We start from the raw sequence: 22,757 nt of genomic DNA on the forward strand, positions 1-22,757 counted from the left end.
TCGAAATTGACAGAAGTTCAGCGAAATTGATCAGGGTGGGGAGCCGACACCGGCTTCGCTGCCGGTCGCTCGGGGCCCCCGGCCTCGCTCACGCTCCCTCGCGAGCTAGCGTACGCCGGCCAGTGCCCGGACCAGGTCGTCCGCGGATCCGGCCGTAATCACCTGCCCGACCGCATCGCGCACGGCATCCGCCATCCGGCTGCTGGCGACGACGGCGACCAATTCCTGCCGATCCGCACCGTAGCGCTCTGCGAGCTCGGTGAGTATGTCCCGCCGCTTCCGGCGGCGGCTGAACAGGCCGAAATCCAGGTACAGCACGGCGTCGAGTTCTCCACCCCCGCGACGGATCTCCCGCTCGAGTCGGCTCTGGCCCTCCAGCGCGCGATCGACGCGATTGCGCGTGGGTGCCCATCGATCCGGCCGCTCGGCCAGCAGGACCACGGGCCGGTCGGCCCGATGGAGCTCGGCCAGCGAACGTAGAACGGTCCCCGGGATCGCGGCGCCGTCCGGGTCCTCCCTGCCGACCCGGTCAGTCCGCACCCGCCCTCCTGCACGGTCCCCCTTCGGTTCCGCCCCGCGGAGTCGGTCGGCGAGCAGGCCGAGCTCGATCAGCAGCGGCGGCCTGGGCTTCATGCGCGACCGAGCAGCGCCACGTCGGCGACAGCAAGAAAGGTCGAGCGCAGGCGATGAACGAGCGCCAGCCGGTTGGCCCGCAGTGCCTCGTCTTCGTCCATCACCATGACGTTTTCGAAAAAGGCGTCCACGGCCGGCTTCAATGATGCGAGCTGGGCGAGGGCCCGGTCATCGTCGCCATCGGAAAGCGCCCGGGAAACCTCGGCTTCCGCGCGACAAACTTCATCGAACAGCATCCGTTCTGCATCCAGAATCAGCGAATTTTCACGAACTTCGCCGAAGTCATGCATTTCCGACTGGCGCAGCAGGTTGGCCGCCCGCTTGTTGGCCGCGATCAGGCTTTCCATTTCGGGGTCGTCGGCGAAGCGCTGGAGGGACCGGGCGCGGCGTGCCGACGCCGGCACCGAGCGGGCATTGCCGGCCGCAGCGGCCTTGAGCGTGTTCACGTCCAGGCCCTGGTCGACCATCCAGGCGCGCAGCCGCTCTTCGATGAATTCAACCACCTCGGCCACCACGTCGGCGGCCACTTCGATGCGATCGCGCAGGACTTCGGCCGCACGCTCGACCAGGTCGGACAACGGACGATCGACCTGCGCATCGTCGAGGATGCGCACTACGCCGAGCGCGGCGCGTCGAAGTGCGAACGGATCCTTGCTGCCCTTCGGCTTCTTTCCGGCGGCGAACACGCCGACCAGGGTGTCGAGCCGGTCGGCGACGGCCAGGGCACGCCCCGCCTCGCCCTGCGGCAGTCGCCCGCCCGCCTGGCGGGGCTGGTAATGCTCCTCGATGGCGACCGCAACCGCCTCCGCCTCGCCATCGGCCAGCGCATAGTGGCGGCCCATGGTGCCCTGCAGCTCGGGGAACTCGCCGACCATTTCGGTCAGCAGGTCGCACTTGCTGAGCCGGGCGGCTCGAAATGCGGTCTCGGGCGCGGCTTCGAAGGCGGGTGCAAGTTCGACCGCCAGTCGTTCGAGGCGTCGGGTCTTGTCGGCAATCGAGCCCAGGCGGTCCTGGAACTGCATGGCTTCCAGGCCTTCCACGCGCTGCTCCAGCGGGGTGGCTCGATCCTGGTCGAAGAAGAACCGTGCGTCGGCAAGGCGGGGCCGGATCACCCGTTCGTAGCCGTGAACCATCGCAGCCCGATCCAGGCTGTCGAGGTTGGCCACGGTGATGAAATGCGGCGCGAGGTCGCCCGCCGCGTCGTACAACGGGAAGCACTTCTGGTGGATGCGCATGGCGCTGACCAGGGCTTCGGGCGGCACCTCCAGGAACGCCGGGTCGAAGGAACCGGTGCAGGCCACGGGCCACTCGACCAGGCCGGTGACTTCGTCGAGCAGGGCGTCGTCGTCGTCGGCCTTCAGTCCGGCCCGGCCTGCTTCGGACGCGACCTGTTCTGCGATCCTCGCCTTGCGTGCCTCGAAGTCGGCAATCACGCGGGCCTTCTCGAGCACGCTTTCGTACTCGCTCGCGGACGCGATGGAGCTCGGCTCGGGCGCATGCACCCGGTGTCCGCGCGTCTCGCGGCCGGCGTGCAGACCGAACAGCTCGATCGGCAGCACGTCGTCGCCGTGCAGCACCACCAGCCAGCGCACCGGCCGGAGAAAGCGCTCGCTGCGATCGGACCAGCGCATGCTGCGTGCGCTGGCCAGCCCCCGCACCGCCTTTTCGAGCACGTCCTGCAGGACCGCGGCCAGCGTCTGGCCCTCCTGCTTGACCTCGGCGTACAACCACCGACCCTGTTCGTTCTCGATCCGGTCGAGTTGTTCGACGTCCAGGCCGACGCTGCGCGCAAAGCCCAGCGCCGCCCTGGTCGGCTGGCCGCTGTCGTCGAAGGCGGCCTGTTCCGCCGGGCCCTTGCGTTCCAGCACTCGGTCCGGCTGGCGCGTCGCCACGTCCGCGACGCTCACCGAGAGGCGGCGCGGCGTGGCGAACCAGCGCGCCTTGCCGTCGTCCGCCGCCAGGCCGGCGTCCCGAAGGCCGCTCAGCACGCCGTCCAGCAAGCCCTCGGCCTGCCCCCGCAGGGCTCGAGCGGGCAGCTCTTCGCAGCCGAGTTCGATGAGCAGTTCACGACTCATGCCGCACCCTCCTTTGCCGCCGCACACCCGGGAAAGCCGAGCGACTCGCGCCGCGCGTGGTAGGCCTCGGCGACCTGCCGGGACAGGTCGCGGATCCGCAGGATGAAGCGCTGGCGCTCGCTGACCGAAATGGCCTGGCGGGCGTCGAGCAGGTTGAAGGTGTGCGAGGCCTTGAGCACCTGGTCGTAGGCCGGAAGCGGAAGATCGTCACCGACCAGGCGGCGGGCTTCGGCCTCGAGACGGTCGAACTGGGCGAACAGGCCATCGATATCGGCCTTCTCGAAGTTGTAGGTCGACTGCTCGACTTCGTTCTGGTGAAAGACATCGCGATAGGTCACGCGCCCGTGCGGTCCCTCGGTCCAGACCAGGTCGAACACGCTTTCCACCCCCTGGATGTACATCGCGAGCCGCTCCAGCCCGTAGGTGATCTCGCCCATGACGGGACGGCACTCGAGCCCGCCGGCCTGCTGGAAATAGGTGAACTGGGTGACCTCCATGCCGTTGAGCCACACTTCCCAACCCAGGCCCCAGGCGCCGAGCGTCGGCGATTCCCAGTTGTCCTCGACAAAGCGGATGTCGTGGATGCCGGGGTCGATGCCGACCGCGTCCAGGGAACCCAGGTACAGCTCCTGGAAATCCAGCGGCGAGGGCTTCATCACCACCTGGTACTGGTAATAGTGCTGGAGCCGGTTCGGGTTCTCGCCGTAGCGGCCGTCGGTCGGCCTGCGGCACGGTTGGAGATAGGCGGCGTTCCAGGGCTCCGGACCGATGGAGCGGAGGAAGGTGGCGGGATGAAAGGTGCCGGCGCCGACCTCGAGGTCCAGCGGAGCGGTGAGGACGCAGCCCTGGCGCGCCCAGTAGTCATCCAGCGTGCGAATGAAGTCCTGAAAAGTCACGTGTCGAACCCGAACGGAGCGAACCGGGGAGTATACCGCCGGCCCCCGCGATTCCGGGCCCGAAGCCCGGGGCCGCGATGCGACCCCGGAGCAAGTCAGAATGGAAGCTTCAGCGCCGGGTTGAGAGCCAGCATCGCGTCCCGGAACTCGCCCTGGATGCGCGCCAGCGCCTCCTTGGTCTCGCCCTCGAAACGCAGCACCAGCACCGGCGTGGTGTTCGAGGCCCGGACCAGGCCGAAGCCGTCTGCGAAGTCCGCGCGAACGCCGTCGATGGTGCTGATCGTGGCCCCGGCGAATTCGGCCTTCCCGGCGAAGCCTTCGACGAAGGCGTGCGCCTCGCCTTCCTTCATCTCGACCTTCAGTTCCGGCGTGCTGACGGCCGTCGGCAGTTCGGCGAAGATCTGTCCCGGCGCGCGCGTGTCGGCGGCCAGGATTTCCAGCAGGCGTGCGGCCGAATACAGCCCGTCGTCGAAGCCGTACCAGCGCTCGCCGAAGAAGAAATGCCCGCTCATCTCGCCGGCCAGCGGCGCACCGCGCTCCTTGATCTCGGCCTTGATGAAGGAATGTCCCGTCCGCGCCATGACCGGCTTGCCGCCCGCCGATTCGATCTCGTCGGCCAGCAGGCCCGTGCACTTCACGTCGTAGATGATTTCCGCGCCCGGATTGCGTTCGAGCACATCGCGGGCGAACAGCATCATGACCCGGTCGGGGTAGATGATCTCGCCGTTCGGCGCGACCACGCCCAGGCGGTCGCCGTCGCCGTCGAAGGCGATGCCGACGTCGGCTTCGAAATTGCGCACGCAGAGCCGCAGATCCTCGAGCGTCTTCGGGTCGCCCGGATCGGGGTGGTGGTTGGGGAACGAGCCGTCGACCTCGGCATACAGCGGGATCACATCCGCGCCGATCCGCTCCAGCAGGCGCGGTGCCACCGCGCCGGCGATGCCGTTGCCGCAGTCGACCACGACCTTCAGCGATTTCTCGAGCTGGATGTCCGTGCCGATCCGTTCGATGTAGCGCGAGGTGATGCGCTGGTCGCTAAGCTGGCCTTCGCCATGGACCAGGCGGCCTTCGACGAGGCGCGTGTGCAGGTCGCGGATCGCGTCGCCGGAGAGCGTTTCGCCACCGAGCACGATCTTGAACCCGTTGTAGTCGGGTGGATTGTGGCTGCCGGTGACCATGACGCCGGACCCGCCGCCGATTTCCTGTGCGGCGTAGTACAGCACCGGTGTCGGCACCGCGCCGACCTCGATGACCTCGAGCCCGCACCGGGCCAGGCCGCGGGACACCGCCGCCAGCATCTGGGCGCCGCTGAGACGTCCGTCGCGCGCGACTGCGATCCGGGTCAGTCCACGATCGTGCGCCTCGGAACCGATCGCACGCCCGATCGACTCGGCCACCGCCTCGTCGAGCGTGTCGCCGACCACGCCGCGGATGTCATAGGCGCGGAAGATCGACGAATCGGGGACGGTCGCCGGCTCGCTTTCGGCGCCGGCCCCCGCCGCGTCGCCCCGTTCCGGGCCGTTCGCCGCACCGGTGCTCGCAGAGCTCCCTGCCTCGCCGGTCGCATCGGTCGCTGAACCGGTTGCCGCGATATCGCCCGCGTCGCCGTCATCGATCAGGGCCCGCAGCATCTCGCCCATCTCGGCCTGTTCGTCGACCGGCTCGAGATCCTGCGCCGGCTCGGCGGACCCGTCGGTCGACTGTGCATGTTCGGTCGACTCGTCGGGCTCGGACCCGTCGGCGAGCTCCGGCGCATCGAGCGGCTGGCTTGGCCCCGCCGCGCGTCGCGGCTCGCCGTCGGCGGTCAGTCCGTCGCCGCGGTCGTCCTCGCCGTCCGCGTCGCCGGCCCCATCGCCCGGAAGTTCCGTGACATCGAGGCTCGAACCGGCCGCCAGGGCCTCGTCTTGTGGCCGGTCTTCGGCGCGATCGGGGTCCTGATCGACATCCCCATCGACGTCCCGACCGATGTCCCGACCGTCGTCTTCCTCCTCGTCCCGGTCGTCGCCCTGCGAAGGGCCGACCTCGGTGGTCGGCGACGGTCGGGTGGACTCCGGATCGTGTCCGGGGTGGATTCCGGACCCGGACCGCGGCGCCTCGCCGGCGCTGTCGTCGACCTGCTTCGCGCCGGTGCGCTGCAGCATGAGCCCGCTCAGGACCAGCATCAGGACGCCGGCACCGAACAGCCCGCCGAGCTGTCCGGTGCTCATCGGCCCGAGTACCTGGCTGTGGTGCCAGGCCAGTTCGAACCGGCTGCCGGGAATCTCGATCGCCTCGGCGCCCTGGGGAACGCCCAGGCCCGTCTCTTGAAGAATGATCGGTGCGCCGGCCCCGCGCTGGCGCAGGGCGAGGCCGTCGACCCCCGCCGGCCGCTCGAGCACGTTCGTGACCACCGTCATCGGTACGGCCACCCACAGCACCACGGCCTCGTCGTTCTCGCCGAAGCGCTGAGCCAGCGCGAGATATTCGTCCGGGGTGCCCGCGAAGTGCGCCTGCGCGGGTGCGCGACCGGTTTCGCCGGCTTCCAGCAGCATGCTCAGGGCAGCGAAGCCGCCCCCGGGCAGGTCGTCGAGATCGGTGGTCTCCAGCGGCGGGCGGGCGTTGACCAGGTACAGCACGTTGCGGATGCCGTTCTCGCGCAGACTGCCGATCAGCGCCTCGCGCGATCGACCTTCCTGCTGCTCGGCGCGCGCGGCGGCGACTACGTCGTCGGAGGCCAGGCCGCGCTGGATCGTCTCGATCGCCCCGCCGACGGCCTCGGCCTGGGTCTGCGCCAGCGTCCGGGCCTGGTCCAGCGCCCGATTGGCCTGCATGGTGTTCCAGCCCAGGTAGGCGCCGACGGCGGTGGTGAACAGACCGAGCCCGAGGGCGAGCAGGGCGATCATGCGCGGCGCTGCACGACCGTGCGGGAATCGTCCCGTTGCAGGATGGAATCGCGTCATTGCGTCAATCGGTCCCCGTGTGCCCGAACCCACCTTCGGCACGTTTGCTGGTTTCGAAAGCCTCTACCGCCCGCAGTGTAACCTGCACCACGGGTACCACGACAAGCTGGGCAATGCGCTGCCCGGGCTCGACGCGAATCGGTTCGCGGCCGCGATTCCAGCAGGAGATCTTGACCGGTCCCTGGTAATCGCTGTCGATCAGGCCCACCAGATTGCCCAGCACCAGCCCCTGCTTGTGGCCCAGTCCGGACCGCGGCAGCAGCATGGCGGCCAGGCCGGGATCGGCGAGATGAATCGCCAGCCCCGAGGGAACGAGCGCGGCGTCCCCGGGGTCCAGGGTCAGCGGCTCGTCCAGCGCCGCACGCAGGTCGAGGCCAGCCGAGCCTTCCGTCGCATACTCCGGCAGCGGCCAGTCGCTGCCGAAACGCGCGTCGAGCAGTTTCACGTCCAGCGTTCTCATCGATCGCGTTCCCTGGTTTGGATGATCAGCTCCACGAGCTTTCGAGCGAGCTCGGTCTTGGGGCCCGAGGCCAGGTCCCAGCGGTCCGAGCGCGAAAACACACGCAGCGTGTTGTCGGTGCGGTCGAAACCGCGCCCCTCGCCGACCTGGTTGGCGGCAATCAGGTCGAGGTTCTTGCGCTCCAGCTTGGCGCGCGCGTTGGCGTCGAGGTTCTCGGTCTCGGCCGCGAACCCGACGGTGAAGGGCCGCGGGTTGCTGGCCGCGACCTCGGCCAGGATGTCGGGGTTGCGAACCAGGTCGACGGTCAGGCGCTCGTCGTTCTTCTTGATCTTGGAGGCGGCGGCGTCGGCGGGCCGGTAGTCGGCGACCGCGGCCACGCCGACGAACCCGTCGGCAGGCAGCGCGGCGAACACCGCGTCGTACATCTCGCGGGCGGTGGTGACGTCGATTCGCTCCACCCCGCTCGGCGTCGGCCGCTGGACCGGACCGGCGATGAGCGTGACCGAAGCGCCGGCGGCCGCCAGCGCCTCGGCCACGGCGAAGCCCATGCGTCCCGACGAGCGATTGCCGAGGAAGCGCACCGGGTCCAGCGGTTCGAGCGTCGGGCCGGCCGTGACCACGAATCGCGTTCCTTCGAGTGCGGCACGGCACTCGCCGCCGGTCGGCCGCTCCATCACCGCAGCTGCGATATCGGCCGGCTCGACCATCCGTCCGGGGCCGGTTTCGCCGCAGGCCTGGTGACCGACGTCGGGACCCAGCATGCGAACGCCGCGCTCGGCCAGCAGTTCGACGTTGGCCCGGACCGCCGGGTGCGCCCACATCACGTGGTTCATTGCCGGCGCCATCCACAGGCGTGCGCGCGTGGCCAGCAGCAGAGTGGTCAGCAGGTCGTCGGCGAGGCCGGCGGCGGCTCGTCCGATCAGGTCGGCGGTGGCCGGGGCGACCACGATGTCGTCGGCCCAGCGAGCCAGTTCGATGTGGCCCATGCCGGCTTCCGCCGCTTCGTCGAGCAGTTCCGTATGCACCCGGTGGCCGCTGACCGCCTGCAGCGTCAACGGCGTGATGAAGGCCCGGGCGCCGCGCGTCATCGCCACGCGGACCTCGGCGCCCCGGTCGGCGAGGCGCCGGACCAGTTCGGCGGACTTGTACGCGGCGACGCCGCCGGTCACGCCGACCAGCACGCGCCGGGCCCGGCCTCGAACTTCGTTGCGGTCTTCGCCGGGATCCGTCAATTTCCTACCCGTTTCGGGGTCAATCTCCGATGGCGCGATCGGTCGATCGCCGTCACGCTGGAGCTGCCCGCAGTGAACGAAACGAGGATTGTATGCGAATCAACGACTGGCCCACCGCCGAGCGTCCGCGGGAGCGCCTGCTCAGCGACGGCGCGGATGCGCTGAGCGACGCCGAACTGCTTGCGATCCTGCTGCGAACCGGGACCCGGGGTTGCTCGGCGCCCGACCTTGCGCGCCGGTTGCTGAACCGTTTCGATGGACTCCGCGGCCTGCTCGAAGCCCCGGCGGACGTCCTCGTCGACGAACCGGGTCTGGGCCCTGCGAAGGTGGCGCAGCTGCAGGCCGCGGTCGCATTGGCGCGTCGCCACCTGCGCGCCCGGCTGACCCGCGGCGACGCCTTGACCAGTCCCGACGCGACCCGGCGGTTCCTCCGTGCCGAGCTTCGCCATCGTCCGCACGAGGCCTTCTGCGGGCTGTTTCTGGACACGCGCCACCGGGTGATCGCGTTCCGGGTGCTGTTCCGCGGCACCATCGATGCGGCCCACGTCCATCCGCGGGTGGTCGTCGAGACCGCGCTGGCCGACCGCGCCGCAGCCGTGATCGTGGCCCACAACCACCCGTCGGGCGTGGCCGAGCCCAGCCAGGCGGACCTGGCGATCACCCGACGCCTGCGCGATGCCCTGGCGCTGGTCGACATCCGCCTGCTCGATCACTTCATCGTCGGCGACGCCGAAGTCGTCTCCCTGGCCGAGCGCGGCCTGGTCTGACGAATGGCAGCGGTGTTACTTGAAAATCGACGGGTCCACAGATGAACACGGATGAACACAGATCAGCGCTATCGGGGTTCAAGCTCCGGCGAGTCGGCCGGGTCGATTCCTGCCATCGCATGGCACGGCAGGAATTCGTGTCGCATCACGAAGTCGCAGGTGTAGGTGTGCTCGAGTGCGAGCGTGATGTGCCGGTCACGGGCGTCACCGGGCGACTCCTTTGTCCACGGACGAACGCAGAGGAGCGAAAAAAGCGGGCGTCTGCTGCCGCGCATTTCGCTCGGACATCAGCCCGGCGATCTCAGCAGTCAACTCTCTTCAGGGGGAACTCTGGAAGTCCAGATTCGTTGGCTTCGTGATCAAGGCCCCTCACGCAGACTTCTGGTTCAATCCGTGTTCATCTGCGTTCATCTGTGGACGCATGGCTTGTTCAGAGCACAAGCCGGCGTCGCCCGGTCGAGACGACATCGCCCGATCCGGAAACGAAAAACGCCCGGCGCGGGGCCGGGCGTTCGAAGGGGTGCCGTGAGGCGGGACGGCTTACTTGATCTTGCCTTCCTTGTACATCACGTGCTTGCGCACGACCGGGTCGTACTTCTTGAACTCCAGCTTGTGCGGAGTGTTCTTCTTCTGCTTGTCGGTCGTGTAGAAATGACCCGTCCCGGCGGAGGAGACGAGCTTGATCTTGTCGCGAGCGCTACCTGCCATGACGAATCTCCTTTAGATCTTCTGGCCCGACGCGCGCAGGTCCGCGAGCACGTTGTCGATGCCTTTCTTGTCGATGATGCGGAGGCCCTTGGTCGAAACGCGGAGCTTGATCCAGCGATTCTCGGCCGGGGACCAGAAACGGTGGCTGTGAAGGTTCGGCAGCGAACGGCGACGCGTACGGTTGTTCGCGTGGGAAACGTTGTTTCCGACCATTGGGCGCTTGCCGGTCACCTGGCAGACTCTGGACATGACGGTAATTCCTGACGGTAACTGCGAATGAAGTCGGTGCGGAACGCGTCGTGCGGGCCGCCTGAAAAATCGAGCCGCCTTTTATAGCGCAGGTTCGAGGCAATTGCAACCGTGCGAGCGCTTTTTTCGACCCCTCCCTGGTCGTTCCTGCCCGGCCGGTCCACGACAAACGGCCCGGCGCCGAAGCGCCGGGCCGGACCCGCGTCTTCCGCCTCCCTTCCCCAAGTTGAATCCGCGGCCCCTTTCAGCCCGCCCGGACCTTGCCCAAGCTGCGGGCGGGTCTCCCGGACCCGGACGGTCCGCCGGACCTCGATTGACCGACGGTCCCCACGGCCGGCCACGAAGCTCGAGTGTGATGTATATCACACTTTTTTCGGGGCGGCCAGACCTCCTTCCAACACGCGCACGGCGCCGTCCCTCCGCTATGCTCGTCGGCCCGCCCCTTCCGAGTGAAGCCGCCGATGCGATCGACGAAGCGTTCCGACCACGTCCTGCCGTTTTCCGCCCTTCTGACGGCCATCGTCCTGGCGGCCGCCCTGCCATCGACGATCGCCGCGCAGACGCTCCAGCCCGACATCGATTTCCGCGCCGGTTTCGACGCTCGACCCGGCGCGCCGACGATCGAAGCGCTGCTCGGCCATGCGATGGGCGAGGCCATCAGCGAACCGGACGAGCTCGCGCGAGCGTTCGACGGCCTCACCGCCGCGTTTCCGGAGCGGGTCCGCAAGATCCCCTACGCCACCAGCTGGCAGGGGCGCGAATTGTTCTACCTGGTCATCGGCACGCCGGAGCGCATCGCCGGCCTCGACGCCATTCGTGCCGACATCCAGACCATCGCGCGACCGGATCGCCACGACGGGTCCGCCATCGAAGCCGCCCTCGAGCGCGTGCCGGGTACGGTCTGGCTTTCCCATTCCGTGCACGGCAACGAGATCGCGCCCGCCGACGCCGCGTTGCTGGTCGCCCATCACCTGCTGACCGCTGCCGACGACCCGGTGGTCGAGCGCATTCTGGGCGACGCACTGGTGTTCATCGACCCGATGCAGAACCCGGACGGCCGGGCCCGGTTCGTGCACCGCTTCGAGGCGTCGCTCGGCGCCGAGGCGTCGCCCGACCGCCGTGCTGCCGAGCACGATGAGCCGTGGCCGTCCGGTCGGGTCAATCACTATCTGTTCGACCTCAACCGCGACTGGCTGGCGATCACCCAGCCCGAGACCGCCGGCCGGGTCGACGCCCTGCTCGACTGGTATCCGCTGGCCTTCGTCGATGCCCACGAGATGGGCGCCGATTCGACCTTCTTCTTCGCGCCCGAAGCGGTGCCGTACAACCCGCTGCTGGTCGAGGAACAACGCGAATCGTTGGCCCTGTTCGGCCACAACAACGCGCGCTGGTTCGATCGGCTGGGCCTGCCCTATTTCACCCGGGAGATCTTCGATGCGTTCTATCCCGGCTACGGCGCGAGCTGGCCGTCCTATTACGGCGCCGTGGCGATGACCTACGAGCAGGCCTCGGTCCGCGGCCTGGCGATGCGGCGCGAGGACGGCACCGAGTGGACCTACGGGGAGTCGGTCGAACGCTACGCGACCGCCCTGCTCGCGACCGCCGAAACCGTGGCGGTGAACCGCGAGCGCCTGTGGCGAGCCTTCGCCGAATACCGCCGTTCGGCGATCGAGCAGGCGCGCGAAGAGGGTCCGCGGGCGTGGGTGATCCCGGCCCAGCGCGATCAGCGCGGCGCCGATCGACTGGCCGCCCTGCTGGCTCGTCACGGTGCCGACGTGTTCGCGCTCCAAGCGCCGCGATCGGCCTGCGGCCTCGACCTGCCGGCCGGCAGCTACCTGGTCCCGGCCGACCAGCCCGCCTATCGAAAGCTGCGCGTGCTGCTCGACGACGACGTGGCCCTGCCGCAAGACTTCGCCCGCGAGCAGGAGCGTCGTCGTGCCCTCGACCGGCCCGACGAGATCTACGACGTGACCGCCTGGTCCTTGCCGGCGATGTTCAACGTCGACGTCGCGCGCTGCGCCCGGCCGGTGTCGCGCGAGGCCACGCGCACGGTCGAAGCGGACGTCCTGCCGGCGGGTCGGCGCACCGGGCCCGACGCCGCGGTCGTGTTCCTGGTCCCGGGCGGGTCGCGCGGAACCGGCGAATTTCTGGCCGCGGCGCTGCGGGCGGGCCTGTTCGTCCAGTCCAACGAGGAACCCTTCGTCCACCGGGGCCGCTCGTATCCGTCCGGTTCGCTGATCCTGCCTGCGGCCCCTCAGCCGGAGGGAACGCCCGCCACGCTCGACCGCCTGGCGGCGCAGACCGGCGTCGACGTGGTCGGCATCGACGACAGCTGGATCGATGATGGCCCCGACCTGGGCAGCAGCACCGTGCGCCGCCTCCATCCGCCGCGCGTCGCGCTGGCCTGGGATGCGCCGACCGATATCTACGCCCCCGGTGCGTTGCGGTTCCTGCTCGAGCGTCGCTACGGGTACCCGGTCACGCCGATCCGCACGGCCACCCTGGGCCGCGCGCCGCTCGATGGGTTCGACGTGGTCATCCTGCCCGACGCCTCCGGGCGCTGGGGCGGCTATGGGCGGGTTCTCGGCGACGCCGGCCGCGATCACCTGGCCGAGTGGGTCGGGAACGGCGGCGTGCTGGTCACGCTGGCCGGCGCCACCGCGTGGGCGGCCGACGCCGGGGTCGACCTGCTCGCGATCCGGGCCGAGGATCAGTTGCGCGATGGGGGCTCGCCCGGCGACGACGAGGCGGTCGATGCGACGATCGACGCAGACGGGGGTGCCGATGCGGAGGCCAAGCGGGTACCGGGGACCGAGTTGACCTCCCTGGAGGACTTCGAACGCCTCGCGCGGCCGGAGGACGAAGCGCCCGACGCGGTCGCCGGGGTCCTGGTCCGGACCGAGGTCGACACGGAGCACTGGCTGGCCGCCGGAATCAAGCCCACCCTGAACGTCCTGGTCCGGGGCGACCGCGTGTTCCGGCCGATCACCCGCGACCGGGGCCGCAACGTGGTCCGCTTCGCCGGGCCGGACGACCTCCGGGTCGCCGGCTACCTGTGGGACGAGAATCGCCGCCAGCTGGCCTTCAAGCCCTTCGTCGTCGACCAGCCGCTGGGCCGGGGACGCGTGATCGGCTTCACCGAGGATCCGACCGTCCGCGCGTACCTCGACGGCCTCGACCTGATGCTGCTCAACGCCGTGCTGCGGGCACCCAGCTATACGGGCCGGATTCGCTGACCGAGCGTCGGCAGGTAGACTGGCGCCGGGGAATGCAGCAACGAGGGCCATGCAGCCGGTGAACCGAACCCTTCGCGCGCGCTGGCGGGTGATGCCCGTTGTCGTCCTGCTATGGACGGCGGCGACGGCCGGCGCGGTCGATCGCGAGGCGTTCGGGCAGCGGCTCGAACTGGCCGCCCGACTGAACATCGAAGCGCCGTGGCGGGAGTCCCAGGCCGTGCTCGACGAGCTTCGACCCCACCTGGGCCTGGCCACCGGCGATCAGCTCGTGACCTTCCTGATGCTGGAGAGCCGGAACCAGGCGCTGAACGGTGAGATCACCGCGTCGCTGGCGACCGTCGACCGGCTCCTCGACCTCGATCTCGACCCCGATCAGCGCCTCGCCGCCCACGCGCGGGCCGCCAACGTCGGCTACATCGGACGCCAGTTCGAGCCGACCTTTCGACACCTCAACGACGCCTTCGAACTGATCGAAGCGGCCGACGGGACCGAAGGCGTCAGCCAGATCTACAGCATCGCGGCCTACGTCTACGCACTGGTCGAGGAGTTCGAGGATGCACGTGAGTTCGGCGAACAGGCCGTGGCCATCGCGCGGGGCAGCGCCTCGATCCGCGAACTCTGCGCCGCGCACGAACGGCTGGCCTTCGTCCACAAGCGATCGGGCAATTTCGAGGAGGCGGAAACCCACTACCAGGCCGCCCTCGACGCGTGCCCGGCCGGTGATCATCCCTTGATCAACGGCGCGATCGAGTACGGCTTCGCCGACCTGCTGCAGGCCGCCGGCCGCTTCGAACGGGCCCGGCCCCGCTTCGAGCGCGGGATCGACGCGATGCTCCGGATGAACTACCGCAACGGCCTGGCCGAAGCGCGCGTGTTCCGGGCCCGGATGGCGCACCGCGAGGGCGATGAATCGATGGTCGAAGCGCTGCTGACCTCCGCCCTGCCGGATCTCGACGCGGCCGGCCACGACGAATACCGGGCCGAAGCGCATCGCGTTCTGGCCGACCTCGACCATCGGCGTGGACGGCACGGGCAGGCCTACGAGCACCTGGCCGTTTCGCTGGCCGCGCGAGAGGCGCACCTTGCCGAGGTCCGGGCGCGCGAGACCTCGTTCCTGCGCGCACGCTTCGCCAGCGCGGCGAAGGAACGCGAGCTGGCCCGCCTGCGCGAACAGCAACGGATCAGCGAACTGGAAGCGCGCAGCCAGGCGCAGCAGTCGCAGCTGCGCCTGGTCGTGTCGATCGCCGCTGCGCTCCTGCTCCTGGCGGTTTCCGTGTTGTGGATCCGAGCGGCACGGGATCGGCGACGTTTCCGTCGCCTGGCGCAGCGCGACGCGCTGACCGCGCTGAGCAACCACACGCGCTTCTTCGAGCTGGCCGAGCGGACCCTGGCGCTGGCGCGGGAAAAGCGCCGACCGTTCACGCTGGTGCTGGCCGACATCGATCACTTCAAGCAGGTCAACGATCGCCACGGCCACCTGGTCGGCGATCAGGTTCTACGCCATGTGGGCACGCGCCTGCGTGAGAGCCTGGGCCGGATCGGCATCATCGGGCGCGTCGGCGGCGAAGAGTTCGCCGTCGCCGTGCCGGGCGTCGAACGAGCCGAGGTCCGGCAACGGCTCGAGCAGCTTCGGCGCGAGCTCGTGGCCGTGCGGGTCGATGGCGTCCCGGTGCCGGTCACGATGAGTTTCGGTCTGGCGTCGCCGCGGGGCGACGAGTCGCTGATCGAACTCAGGAAGCGCGCCGATCAACGTCTCTACGCGGCCAAGCAAGCGGGGCGCGACCGGATCGACGAAACGGCCGAGGCGCCCTGACGCCGCGACCTGCGGCAACCCGTCACGGGCGCCCGGCGATGAAGTCGATGTCGATCTCCCAGTCGGCGTACCAGCGAGAGCGGCCCTGCTCCTGCGCCGCAAGGTGCTCCGGGTGCTCGCGCCACGCGTCGATGGCGTCGCGCGACGCCCAGTAACACACGGTGACGCCGAGGCCGTCCTCGCCGCGCTCGCTTTCCATGCCGAGGAAGCCGGGCTGGCGGGCGGCGAGTTCGGCGATCCGCCGCGCAGCAGCCTCGTAGTCGGCCGAATCGCCCGAGAGCCGCGATCGGAAGGTCACGGCCCAGCACGGCGCACCGGGGGTGCGCCGCTCGGAGCGGGCCCGATCAGGCCTCCTGGTCGCCCGTGTCTTCTTCCCGCTCATCGGTCGATGCCTCGGCAAGCTGCGCGTGCAGGTAGGCGTAGATCAGCGCACTGAGGTAGGCCCGCTGCTTCAGGTTGGCCGCGCCGCCGTGACCGCCCTCGATGTTTTCGTAGTACAGCAGGTCGTGGCCCTGGTCGAGCATCTTCGCCACCATCTTTCGTGCGTGTCCGGGGTGGACCCGGTCGTCGCGCGTCGAGGTGGTGAAGAACGCACGCGGGTAGTCCGCGTCGGCGTCCACGTTCTGGTACGGCGAGTATTCGGAGAGATAGGCCCATTCCTCGGGCTGGTCCGGATCGCCGTATTCGGCCATCCAGCTGGCCCCGGCCAGCAGCAGGTGATAGCGCTTCATGTCGAGCAGGGGTACCTGGCAGACCACCGCGTCGAACAGGTCCGGACGCTGGACCATCACGGCGCCGACCAGCAGCCCGCCGTTGCTGCCGCCCTGGATGCCGAGGTGATCGGGCGAGGTGATGCCGCGCTCGATCAGGTCCTCGGCCACGGCGATCAGGTCGTCGTAGGCGCGCTGGCGGTTCTCCTTCAGCGCCGCCTGGTGCCACTTCGGACCGAACTCGCCGCCGCCGCGAATGTTGGCCAGCACGTAGGCTCCGCCGCGCTCCAGCCACGCCGAACCGGTCACGCCGGAGTAGAAGGGCGTGCGCGAAACCTCGAAGCCGCCGTAGGCCGACAGCAGCGTCGGGGTTTCCCCATCGGCTTCGAAGCCGGCCGGCGTGACCACGAAGTAGGGAATGCGCTCGCCATCGGCCGATGTGGCCTCGTGCTGTGCGACCTCCATGCCGTCGGCGTCGAACCAGGACGGTTCGCTGCGCACTTCCGTGTGGCGGTCGGCAGCGGCGTCGGCCTCGTAGAGCGTCGAGGGGGTCAGGAAGCCGGTGTAGTTGTAGTAGAACCGGTCCGAGCGGTCGTCGGCGGAGACGACGGAAATGCTGCCGAGCGCCGGAACGTCGAGCGACTGCTGCTGCCACTCGCCGTTGTCGAAGGTGAAGCGCAGGAGCTTCGAGACCACGTTGTCGAGGACGTTGACCAGGACCGTGTTGTCGGTCGTTGCGACGCTGGCGATCGAAGCGCGCTCACCGGGCCGGTAGACGACCGACACCTCGGGGGTCTCGGTCTCGAGACTCTCGATCGGCGCCGCGACAAGGGCCCCCTGCGGATAGGTGGTGCCGGCAACGTCCCAGTCGGATTTCAGGTTGATCAGCGCCTGGCCGTCGATCAGGCCGGCCAGTTCTGCGTCGTCCTGTACGTTGAGCCGGTGCGTCTCGCCGGCGCGGTACAGGTAGTAATGGCGCGAGAAGAAGCCGGGCGCCCGGATGATCATGTCGTAGTGGGTGTCTCCGTCCCAGAAGCGCGCACCGAACGACGCGACGTCGCCCTGTTCCCCTTCGAAGACGATTTCGGCCTGCGCCGGATCGGTGCCCCGCCGCCAGATCCGGACCGTGCGCGGGTAGCCGGAATCGGTGACCTGCTCCGGCGTGAAGGCCGGACCGTAGAACACCGAATCGCGATCACGCCAGCCGATGCTGCTCTTGGATTCGTCGAGGGCAAAGCCGCCTTCGACGAATTCGCGCGTTTCCATGTCCCATTCGCGCGTGACCGACGCGTCCGCGCCGCCGATCGACAGGCTGACCAGGCAGCGGTCGTAGTCCGGATAGCGGCAGTTGGCGCCGGCCCATACCCAGTTCTCGTTTTCCTCGCCCGCCAGCGCATCGAGGTCGAGCAACACGTCCCATTCGGGCTCGTCGTTCCGGTAGCCCTCGACCGACGTGCGGCGCCAGAGGCCGCGAACGTGATCGGCGTCCCGCCAGAAGTTGTAGATCATCCCTCCCTGCAGCGACGGGTAGGCGATCCGATCGTCGGAAGTCAGGATCTCCAGCGCCCGCTCGTGGATCGGCTCGAACAGCGCGTGGGCTTCGAGCTCGGCCTGCGACACCTGGTTCTGTCCGCGGGCCCAGGCCAGGGCGTTCGGGCCCTCGACGTTCTCGAGCCAGAGATAGGGGTCGTCGACGACTTCGGTCTGGGCCATGGGCATGGGGCTGGCGGCGATGCCGGCGCTGAGGAAAAGGATTCGGCAGTGTTTCATGGATCGGTCCTGATCGAGTGCTCGAAACCCGGCATTGTGCCCGTTCGGCTGTCGGGGCGGCGTGTGCCAGAGGTCCCCTGCATCGTTCTCGTCGTCTGCGGGACACCGTGGAACGAAACGTGGAACGGTCCGTGGAACACGTCGACGACCAACCCGGCCGTGCCGCCGAACGCCCCGCTCCGAGCAGGGTGGCTGCGGAACGCTCCCCCGTGGAACATCGGCGAAACCTCTGCCTGCCCCCGATTCCGGCTCCGATGGCGGTTGAAAAACACCCGCGCCATCGGAACGTCTACTGGTGAAGCGCAGACGCGCTGATTTCACTCGAACCAAATGGAGGGCTCGATGAGACTCCAGCATAAAAAACCGCTTTCGATCGCCATTGCATCCATTGTCTCCGCCACGCTCGCATCCGGCATTGCGTTCGCCGGCGAGTACGGCGCCAAGGACCATTCGGATTCGATGACCGGGGCCGAAACGTCGAATCAGGCCAGCATCACTCCGGACATGACGCCGGACGACGGCTGGATTTCGATCAGCGGATCGGTTTCCGATGTCGAACGTGACGAGTTCGAGTTGAACTACGGAGATGGTTCCGTAACCGTCCGGATGGACGACGGTGACCGCGACGCCGACGCCTACGCACTTCTGCCGGGCGACAAGGTCCGAGTCATCGGTCGCGTCGACGACGACTTCATGGAATCGCTGACCATCGATGCGCACAGCGTGCAGATCGACAAGCTGGATACGACCTTCTATTCCAGCGCGGCCGATCGTTCCGCCATGGATGAAAACGCGATGTGGATGACGGTCACTGCACCGATCACCGTGTCGGAAACCTTCGTCAACGGGACGGTCAAGTCGGTGTATGACGAGCACTTCACCGTCGAAACCGGTATGGCGACGCTTCGAGTCGATGTGGACGACCTGCCGAACAATCCGCTCGACGACGAGGGCTATCTCCAGGTCGATGTCGGTGACGAAGTGGTCGTGACCGGCGACATGACCAGCGGTTTCTTCGAAGGCCGCCAGCTCGACGCGGACGTCGTGGTCGAGTTGAACAGCTGATCCTCCCGCAAGACCGCTGGCGGTCCAGCCATCCGGCTGGAAACCGGCAGCGCGCAACGCGAACGCCCCGGTCGGAATTTCCGGCCGGGGCGTTCTCGTTTCTGCGCACTGGCAAGGACCCGGGCATGCGGGACCAGGCCCGACCCCCATGCTCAACGGCGTTTCGCGACAACCGATGCTCGCAAGGGCGGCGGATATCCCTCGATCGTCCGGGTCCGGTCGGGCGCGAGTGCGTGCGTGAGCGAATGAAACGGCATCCACTCCGTCGGACGTTGCTCATCGGTCGACGTCGCGGTCAGATCGACGCAGGTGGCGTCCTCGAAGCCGGTCTCCTCCAGCCAGTCGAGCAGCCGCGGGACGGTGGGCAGGCGGTGGACGTTGCGCATGTTGGCGTAGCGGTCGGGGGGGTCGAACTCGGCGATATCGTCGCCGGGCAGGACCAGGGTTTCGATCAGGGCCGTCGCGCCCGCCGCGAGGTGGCGACGGATGCCGGCGAGATGCTCGAGCGGGTCGCGCCTGTGGTAGAGCACCCCCATCGAGAACGCGACGTCGAAGGCCCCGGTCGCCGGCAGCGCTTCGAAGGCGACCGGAAGCAGATCGAGCGGCGCCGGGCCGGCGAAATGCTCGATCGCGCGGTGCTGGTACCAGAACACCAGCGTCGGGTCGCAGGCGATCACCGATGCGGAATCGCCGTCGAGCATCCGCCACGCGAAATAGCCGTTCCCGGCCCCGATGTCGAGCACGCGCTTGCCGTCGAGATCGACGTGCGGCGCCACGCGGTCCCATTTCCAGTCCGAACGCCATTCCGTATCGATCGGCACGCCGCCGAGCCGCAGGGGTCCCTTGCGCCACGGAATCAGGCCGCGGAGGCGGTCGACCAGGGCGTCGCGGTCGTCGATCGCGCCGCCGGCGACGAGCACGCCGTCGTCGATCCGCCAGCCGGGGTCCGCCGCAGGCAAGCCGTCGAGCACCGCCTGCCACTCGGCCATGCGGCCGTGCCGGCCCGCGGCCGTCGCTTTCCGGGCGGCCCCGATCACCCGTGATACTCCGTCGTCGCCGAAGGCCGCGGCCAAGCGGTCGACGCGAGCCGGAGTCGGTTCGAGCAGGTCGCTGGGCATACAATCAACTCCGGATTCGAGGAAACGGCAGGCCGATGCCCGCCGACCGATCGATGGCGCGAGACGAAATCTACCGGGAAGGAATCTACAGGAACGAGGACCGGCCCGCCGCGCCGTTCGAATTCTCCGAGGCGGTGGTCAAGGTGTTCCCGGACATGATCGAACGCTCGGTGCCCGGCTACCGGGAACTGCTCGAACACACCGGGCTGCTGGTCGGACGGGCCGTCCGGCCCGGCACCCGGATCTACGACCTGGGCTGCTCGCTGGGTGCGGCCACGCTTGCCGCCCGCCGCGCGGTCCACGTCGAGGATGTGCAGATCGTCGCGGTGGACCGGTCACCGGACATGGTGACCCGCTGCCGTGAGGTGATCGCGGCCGACAACTCGCGCGTGCCGGTCGAGGTGGTCGAGGGCGATGTCTGCGACCTGCCGATCGAGAACGCGTCGATGGTGCTCGTCTACTACACGCTGCAGTTCCTGCCCTTGGCCGAGCGCGATGCCCTCGTCCAGCGCATCCACGACGCACTGGTGCCGGGCGGCGTGCTGGTGCTGGCGGAGAAGCTGGCCTTCGAGCCGCCCGAGCGCCAGGCATGGCTGGATACGCACCACCACGACTTCAAACGATCGCAGGGCTACTCGGACCTGGAGATCGCGCGCAAGCGCCAGGCGCTGGACAACGTGCTGGTCCCGGAAACCCGGCAGCAGCATCACGCGCGGCTGGAGGCGGCGGGATTCACGACCGTGGTCGACTGGTTCCAGTGCTTCAACTTCGCGGCAATCGCGGCGGTGCGCGGCGATGACTGAGGGCGTCGAGCGCGACGAGGCCGCTGGAGTCCCGGCCGCCGTGGACGACCGGGAGCTCGACCGGATCGAGCGTCTCCGCGATCGAACCGACGAGATCGAACTGATCATCTCGGGCCTGACCACGGTGGCCCTGTTCACGCTGCCGGGCCTGCTGTTCGAGGTCGTGAGCGGTCGCACGACGCACCAGTCCCCTGCCGGATCGCAGGCCATGGAGGTGCTTCTTGTACTGGCGCCCGGCGTCTTCTATGCGCTGGGTGGGTGCTTCGCGGTTCACCTGATGATTCGTGCCTATTGGGCCGGACTCGTGGGCCTGCGCTCGGTGTACCCCGGAGGGATCGTCTGGGACCGGGTGCCTGGCATCGGCCGCCTGACTCGTGAGTACCACCAGGCAAACCTGCCGGACCTGCGCCGCGCGATCACTTCGGCGGACCACGCCGCCTCGGGCCTGTTCTCGGTGATCAGCATGATCGCGCTGGGCATGGTCTGGATCTCGGTCCTGATGGTCGGCATCCTCCTGGCCGGCCAGTGGCTGGGATCGGTCACCGGTGATCCGGATCGAGCGGTGGACCTGTCGTTGTGGATCCTCGCGCTCGTGTTCGTCGGTGCCCCGCTCCTGCTCTGGTTGCTCGACGCGGTGCTCGGCGCTCGGATGCCTGCGCTGGCCCGGCGGCCTGCCTATCGGGCCGCGGTCGCGGGCCTCATCCGCATCAACGGCTGGATCTGGCCGCAGCGCCTGATCCTGCCGGTCCAGCTGACGTTGCAGAGCAACACGCGGCCCTACCTGTTCTCCTTGCTGATCGCGCTGGGCACCGTCTGCATCCTGTTCGTCGGCTTCACGCGCTACGAGACCTGGACGCAGTTCTCCCTGTCGGAGGAGTTCCGCTACCTCGACCGCTCTGCGATCGAAGGCGGTGTCGACAGCGCCCACTACGAGAGCTTGAGGGGCGGCCCCGATCGCCTGCGGACCGTGCCGACGATCGATGATTTCGAGCAGCGCAGCGCCTTCGTCCGGGTGTTTCTCCCGTACTGGCCCCTGCGGGACAACGCCTTGCTCGACGAGCGTTGTCCGGACCCGGCGCAGGGCGTGTCCTGCCTGCAGGCGCTGTGGTCCGTCCGCTTGGGCGACCGGACGGTCGATCCGGCCTCCCTGCTGCCGACCGAGCGGCGCGACCTGAACCAGCGCGGCCTGACCGCGCTCGTGCCGCTGGCCGACCTGCCGCCGGGGCGGTACACGCTGGAGATCGTCTGGAACGGGTCCGCCGCACCGGATCACGCGCCGCCGGCCGAGCACTACCGCGTGCCGTTCGTGTTCTCGCCGGAGCAGGAACTCGGCGCGCGTGACGCCGCAGGCCGGGGGTCGCCGATCGGATTCTAGGCGCGGTCGGCTGCGCTCACGGTCGACTCGACAGCAGCCGGCGCACGGCCGGGGCGATGTGCGCGGCCAACTGGATCCGGGATTCCGGTGCATCCACCGTATCGGTGCAGACCAGCGTTTCGATTCCGGCTTCGGCCAGCGTCCTGCGGGCCCGGTCGCCGAACAGGCCGTGGACGATCGCGCAGGCCGGCGTCGGCAGCCCGGCCGCGACCAGGACGCGGGCCGCGTCGGCCAGGGTCGCACCCGAGGAGAGAATGTCGTCGACCAGCACCGGCCGGTGCCCAACCAGGCCATCGAGGTCCGGCGCGGTGATCCGGACATCGTGGTCGCCGAAGCGTTGCTTGGTCATGATTCGCCAGGCCAGGCCGCGCGCTTCGGCCACGGCGCGCACCCACTGCTCGCTCTCCTCGTCCGGTCCGATCACCAGCGGTCGATCGATCGCGCCGGCGATCCAGTCGGCCAGCGCCGGCGCCGCGGCGACGACCTCGGATGGAATCGAGTAGACGGCGTCGAGCGTCGGGTAGCGGTGCAGGTGCGGATCGACGGTGACCAGCCAATCGAAGGCGTCCGACAGGCGCCGCGCGAAGCTGACGGAGGTCAGCGCCTCGCCGGGCAGGAAGCGCCGATCCTGCCGCATGTAGGCCAGGTAGGGTGCGACCAGGCCGACTCGCCCCGCCCCGAGATCGCGCGCCAGGTCGGCGGCGAACAGCAGCGGGACCAACTTGGGGTCGGGCCGGTCCAGCGACGCGACCAGCACCACGTCGAGGTCATCGAGCTCGGCATCGATGCGCAGGTAGCACTCGCCGTCGGGGAAGCGCCGGTGCTCCAGCGCGATCCGCTCGACGCCGAGCTCGGCCGCCAGGCGCTCGGCGCGTTGCTCGTCGCCCGGCATCGCGATCAGCACGGGG

18 protein-coding genes are annotated in these 22,757 nt (G+C 68.9%); 6 read left to right on the forward strand and 12 right to left on the reverse strand.

What is annotated here, in order from left to right:
* Window positions 1-105 precede the first annotated feature (105 nt).
* The 6 genes from KUV67_06935 to coaBC form a co-directional block, all read right to left on the reverse strand.
* Window positions 106-540, reverse strand: coding sequence for a hypothetical protein (locus KUV67_06935; GenBank protein MBY6204611.1), 435 nt, complete (start codon window positions 538-540; stop codon window positions 106-108).
* A gap of 89 nt (window positions 541-629) precedes the next feature.
* Window positions 630-2,708 carry a glycine--tRNA ligase subunit beta gene (gene glyS / locus KUV67_06940; GenBank protein ID MBY6204612.1) on the reverse strand — a complete coding sequence of 693 codons (2,079 nt, stop codon included), beginning with the start codon at window positions 2,706-2,708 and terminating at the stop codon, window positions 630-632.
* Window positions 2,705-3,604, reverse strand: coding sequence for a glycine--tRNA ligase subunit alpha (gene glyQ / locus KUV67_06945; GenBank protein ID MBY6204613.1), 900 nt, complete (start codon window positions 3,602-3,604; stop codon window positions 2,705-2,707). Before glyQ ends, glyS begins: the two co-directional genes overlap by 4 nt.
* A gap of 95 nt (window positions 3,605-3,699) precedes the next feature.
* Entirely contained in the window at window positions 3,700-5,235 is a 1,536-nt protein-coding gene (locus KUV67_06950) for a phosphomannomutase/phosphoglucomutase (protein ID MBY6204614.1), read from the reverse strand.
* A gap of 1,312 nt (window positions 5,236-6,547) precedes the next feature.
* Window positions 6,548-7,003, reverse strand: coding sequence for a dUTP diphosphatase (dut, locus tag KUV67_06955; GenBank protein MBY6204615.1), 456 nt, complete (start codon window positions 7,001-7,003; stop codon window positions 6,548-6,550).
* Window positions 7,000-8,184: a bifunctional phosphopantothenoylcysteine decarboxylase/phosphopantothenate--cysteine ligase CoaBC gene (coaBC, locus tag KUV67_06960; protein ID MBY6204616.1), complete on the reverse strand. Its 1,185-nt coding sequence runs from the start codon at window positions 8,182-8,184 to the stop codon at window positions 7,000-7,002. Before coaBC ends, dut begins: the two co-directional genes overlap by 4 nt.
* A gap of 143 nt (window positions 8,185-8,327) precedes the next feature.
* On the opposite strand from coaBC, the gene radC reads away from it, so the two are divergent.
* Complete coding sequence (gene radC / locus KUV67_06965; protein ID MBY6204617.1) at window positions 8,328-9,002, forward strand: DNA repair protein RadC; 675 nt, start codon at window positions 8,328-8,330, stop codon at window positions 9,000-9,002.
* Between the two features lie 540 nt (window positions 9,003-9,542).
* Here radC and rpmG read toward each other — a convergent pair.
* Together rpmG and rpmB are read right to left on the reverse strand one after the other, a co-directional pair.
* On the reverse strand, window positions 9,543-9,710 hold the full coding sequence (gene rpmG / locus KUV67_06970; GenBank protein ID MBY6204618.1) for a 50S ribosomal protein L33: 168 nt from the start codon (window positions 9,708-9,710) through the stop codon (window positions 9,543-9,545).
* Between the two features lie 12 nt (window positions 9,711-9,722).
* A complete protein-coding gene (gene rpmB / locus KUV67_06975; GenBank protein MBY6204619.1) occupies window positions 9,723-9,959 on the reverse strand; it encodes a 50S ribosomal protein L28 in 237 nt (78 codons plus the stop codon).
* A gap of 461 nt (window positions 9,960-10,420) precedes the next feature.
* Between rpmB and KUV67_06980 the strand changes: the two genes are divergently transcribed.
* Together KUV67_06980 and KUV67_06985 are read left to right on the forward strand one after the other, a co-directional pair.
* A complete protein-coding gene (locus KUV67_06980) occupies window positions 10,421-13,195 on the forward strand; it encodes a hypothetical protein (GenBank protein MBY6204620.1) in 2,775 nt (924 codons plus the stop codon).
* Window positions 13,196-13,253: 58 nt separating this feature from the next.
* Window positions 13,254-15,008: a GGDEF domain-containing protein gene (locus KUV67_06985; GenBank protein ID MBY6204621.1), complete on the forward strand. Its 1,755-nt coding sequence runs from the start codon at window positions 13,254-13,256 to the stop codon at window positions 15,006-15,008.
* 22 nt (window positions 15,009-15,030) lie between these two features.
* On the opposite strand, the gene KUV67_06990 is transcribed toward KUV67_06985, so the two are convergent.
* Together KUV67_06990 and KUV67_06995 are read right to left on the reverse strand one after the other, a co-directional pair.
* Entirely contained in the window at window positions 15,031-15,390 is a 360-nt protein-coding gene (locus KUV67_06990; protein MBY6204622.1) for an antibiotic biosynthesis monooxygenase, read from the reverse strand.
* Window positions 15,353-17,431, reverse strand: coding sequence for a prolyl oligopeptidase family serine peptidase (locus KUV67_06995; GenBank protein ID MBY6204623.1), 2,079 nt, complete (start codon window positions 17,429-17,431; stop codon window positions 15,353-15,355). Before KUV67_06995 ends, KUV67_06990 begins: the two co-directional genes overlap by 38 nt.
* Window positions 17,432-17,830: 399 nt before the next feature.
* Here KUV67_06995 and KUV67_07000 point away from each other — a divergent pair, with 399 nt between their 5' ends.
* The gene (locus tag KUV67_07000) at window positions 17,831-18,553 is read left to right on the forward strand and encodes an OB-fold nucleic acid binding domain-containing protein (GenBank protein MBY6204624.1); all 723 of its coding nucleotides are present in this window, start codon (window positions 17,831-17,833) and stop codon (window positions 18,551-18,553) included.
* Between the two features lie 152 nt (window positions 18,554-18,705).
* Here the strand turns inward: KUV67_07000 and cmoB are convergent, their stop codons facing one another.
* Complete coding sequence (cmoB, locus tag KUV67_07005) at window positions 18,706-19,671, reverse strand: tRNA 5-methoxyuridine(34)/uridine 5-oxyacetic acid(34) synthase CmoB (GenBank protein MBY6204625.1); 966 nt, start codon at window positions 19,669-19,671, stop codon at window positions 18,706-18,708.
* A gap of 53 nt (window positions 19,672-19,724) precedes the next feature.
* Here cmoB and cmoA point away from each other — a divergent pair, with 53 nt between their 5' ends.
* Together cmoA and KUV67_07015 are read left to right on the forward strand one after the other, a co-directional pair.
* Entirely contained in the window at window positions 19,725-20,474 is a 750-nt protein-coding gene (gene cmoA, locus KUV67_07010) for a carboxy-S-adenosyl-L-methionine synthase CmoA (protein ID MBY6204626.1), read from the forward strand.
* On the forward strand, window positions 20,467-21,849 hold the full coding sequence (locus tag KUV67_07015) for a hypothetical protein (protein MBY6204627.1): 1,383 nt from the start codon (window positions 20,467-20,469) through the stop codon (window positions 21,847-21,849). Before cmoA ends, KUV67_07015 begins: the two co-directional genes overlap by 8 nt.
* A 16-nt stretch (window positions 21,850-21,865) precedes the next feature.
* Here KUV67_07015 and KUV67_07020 read toward each other — a convergent pair whose 3' ends face one another.
* The gene (locus tag KUV67_07020) at window positions 21,866-22,741 is read right to left on the reverse strand and encodes a ribose-phosphate diphosphokinase (GenBank protein MBY6204628.1); all 876 of its coding nucleotides are present in this window, start codon (window positions 22,739-22,741) and stop codon (window positions 21,866-21,868) included.
* Between the last annotated feature and the right edge of the window lie 16 nt (window positions 22,742-22,757).

Source organism: Halomonas denitrificans, from assembly GCA_019800895.1.
Lineage (GTDB): Bacteria > Pseudomonadota > Gammaproteobacteria > Xanthomonadales > Wenzhouxiangellaceae.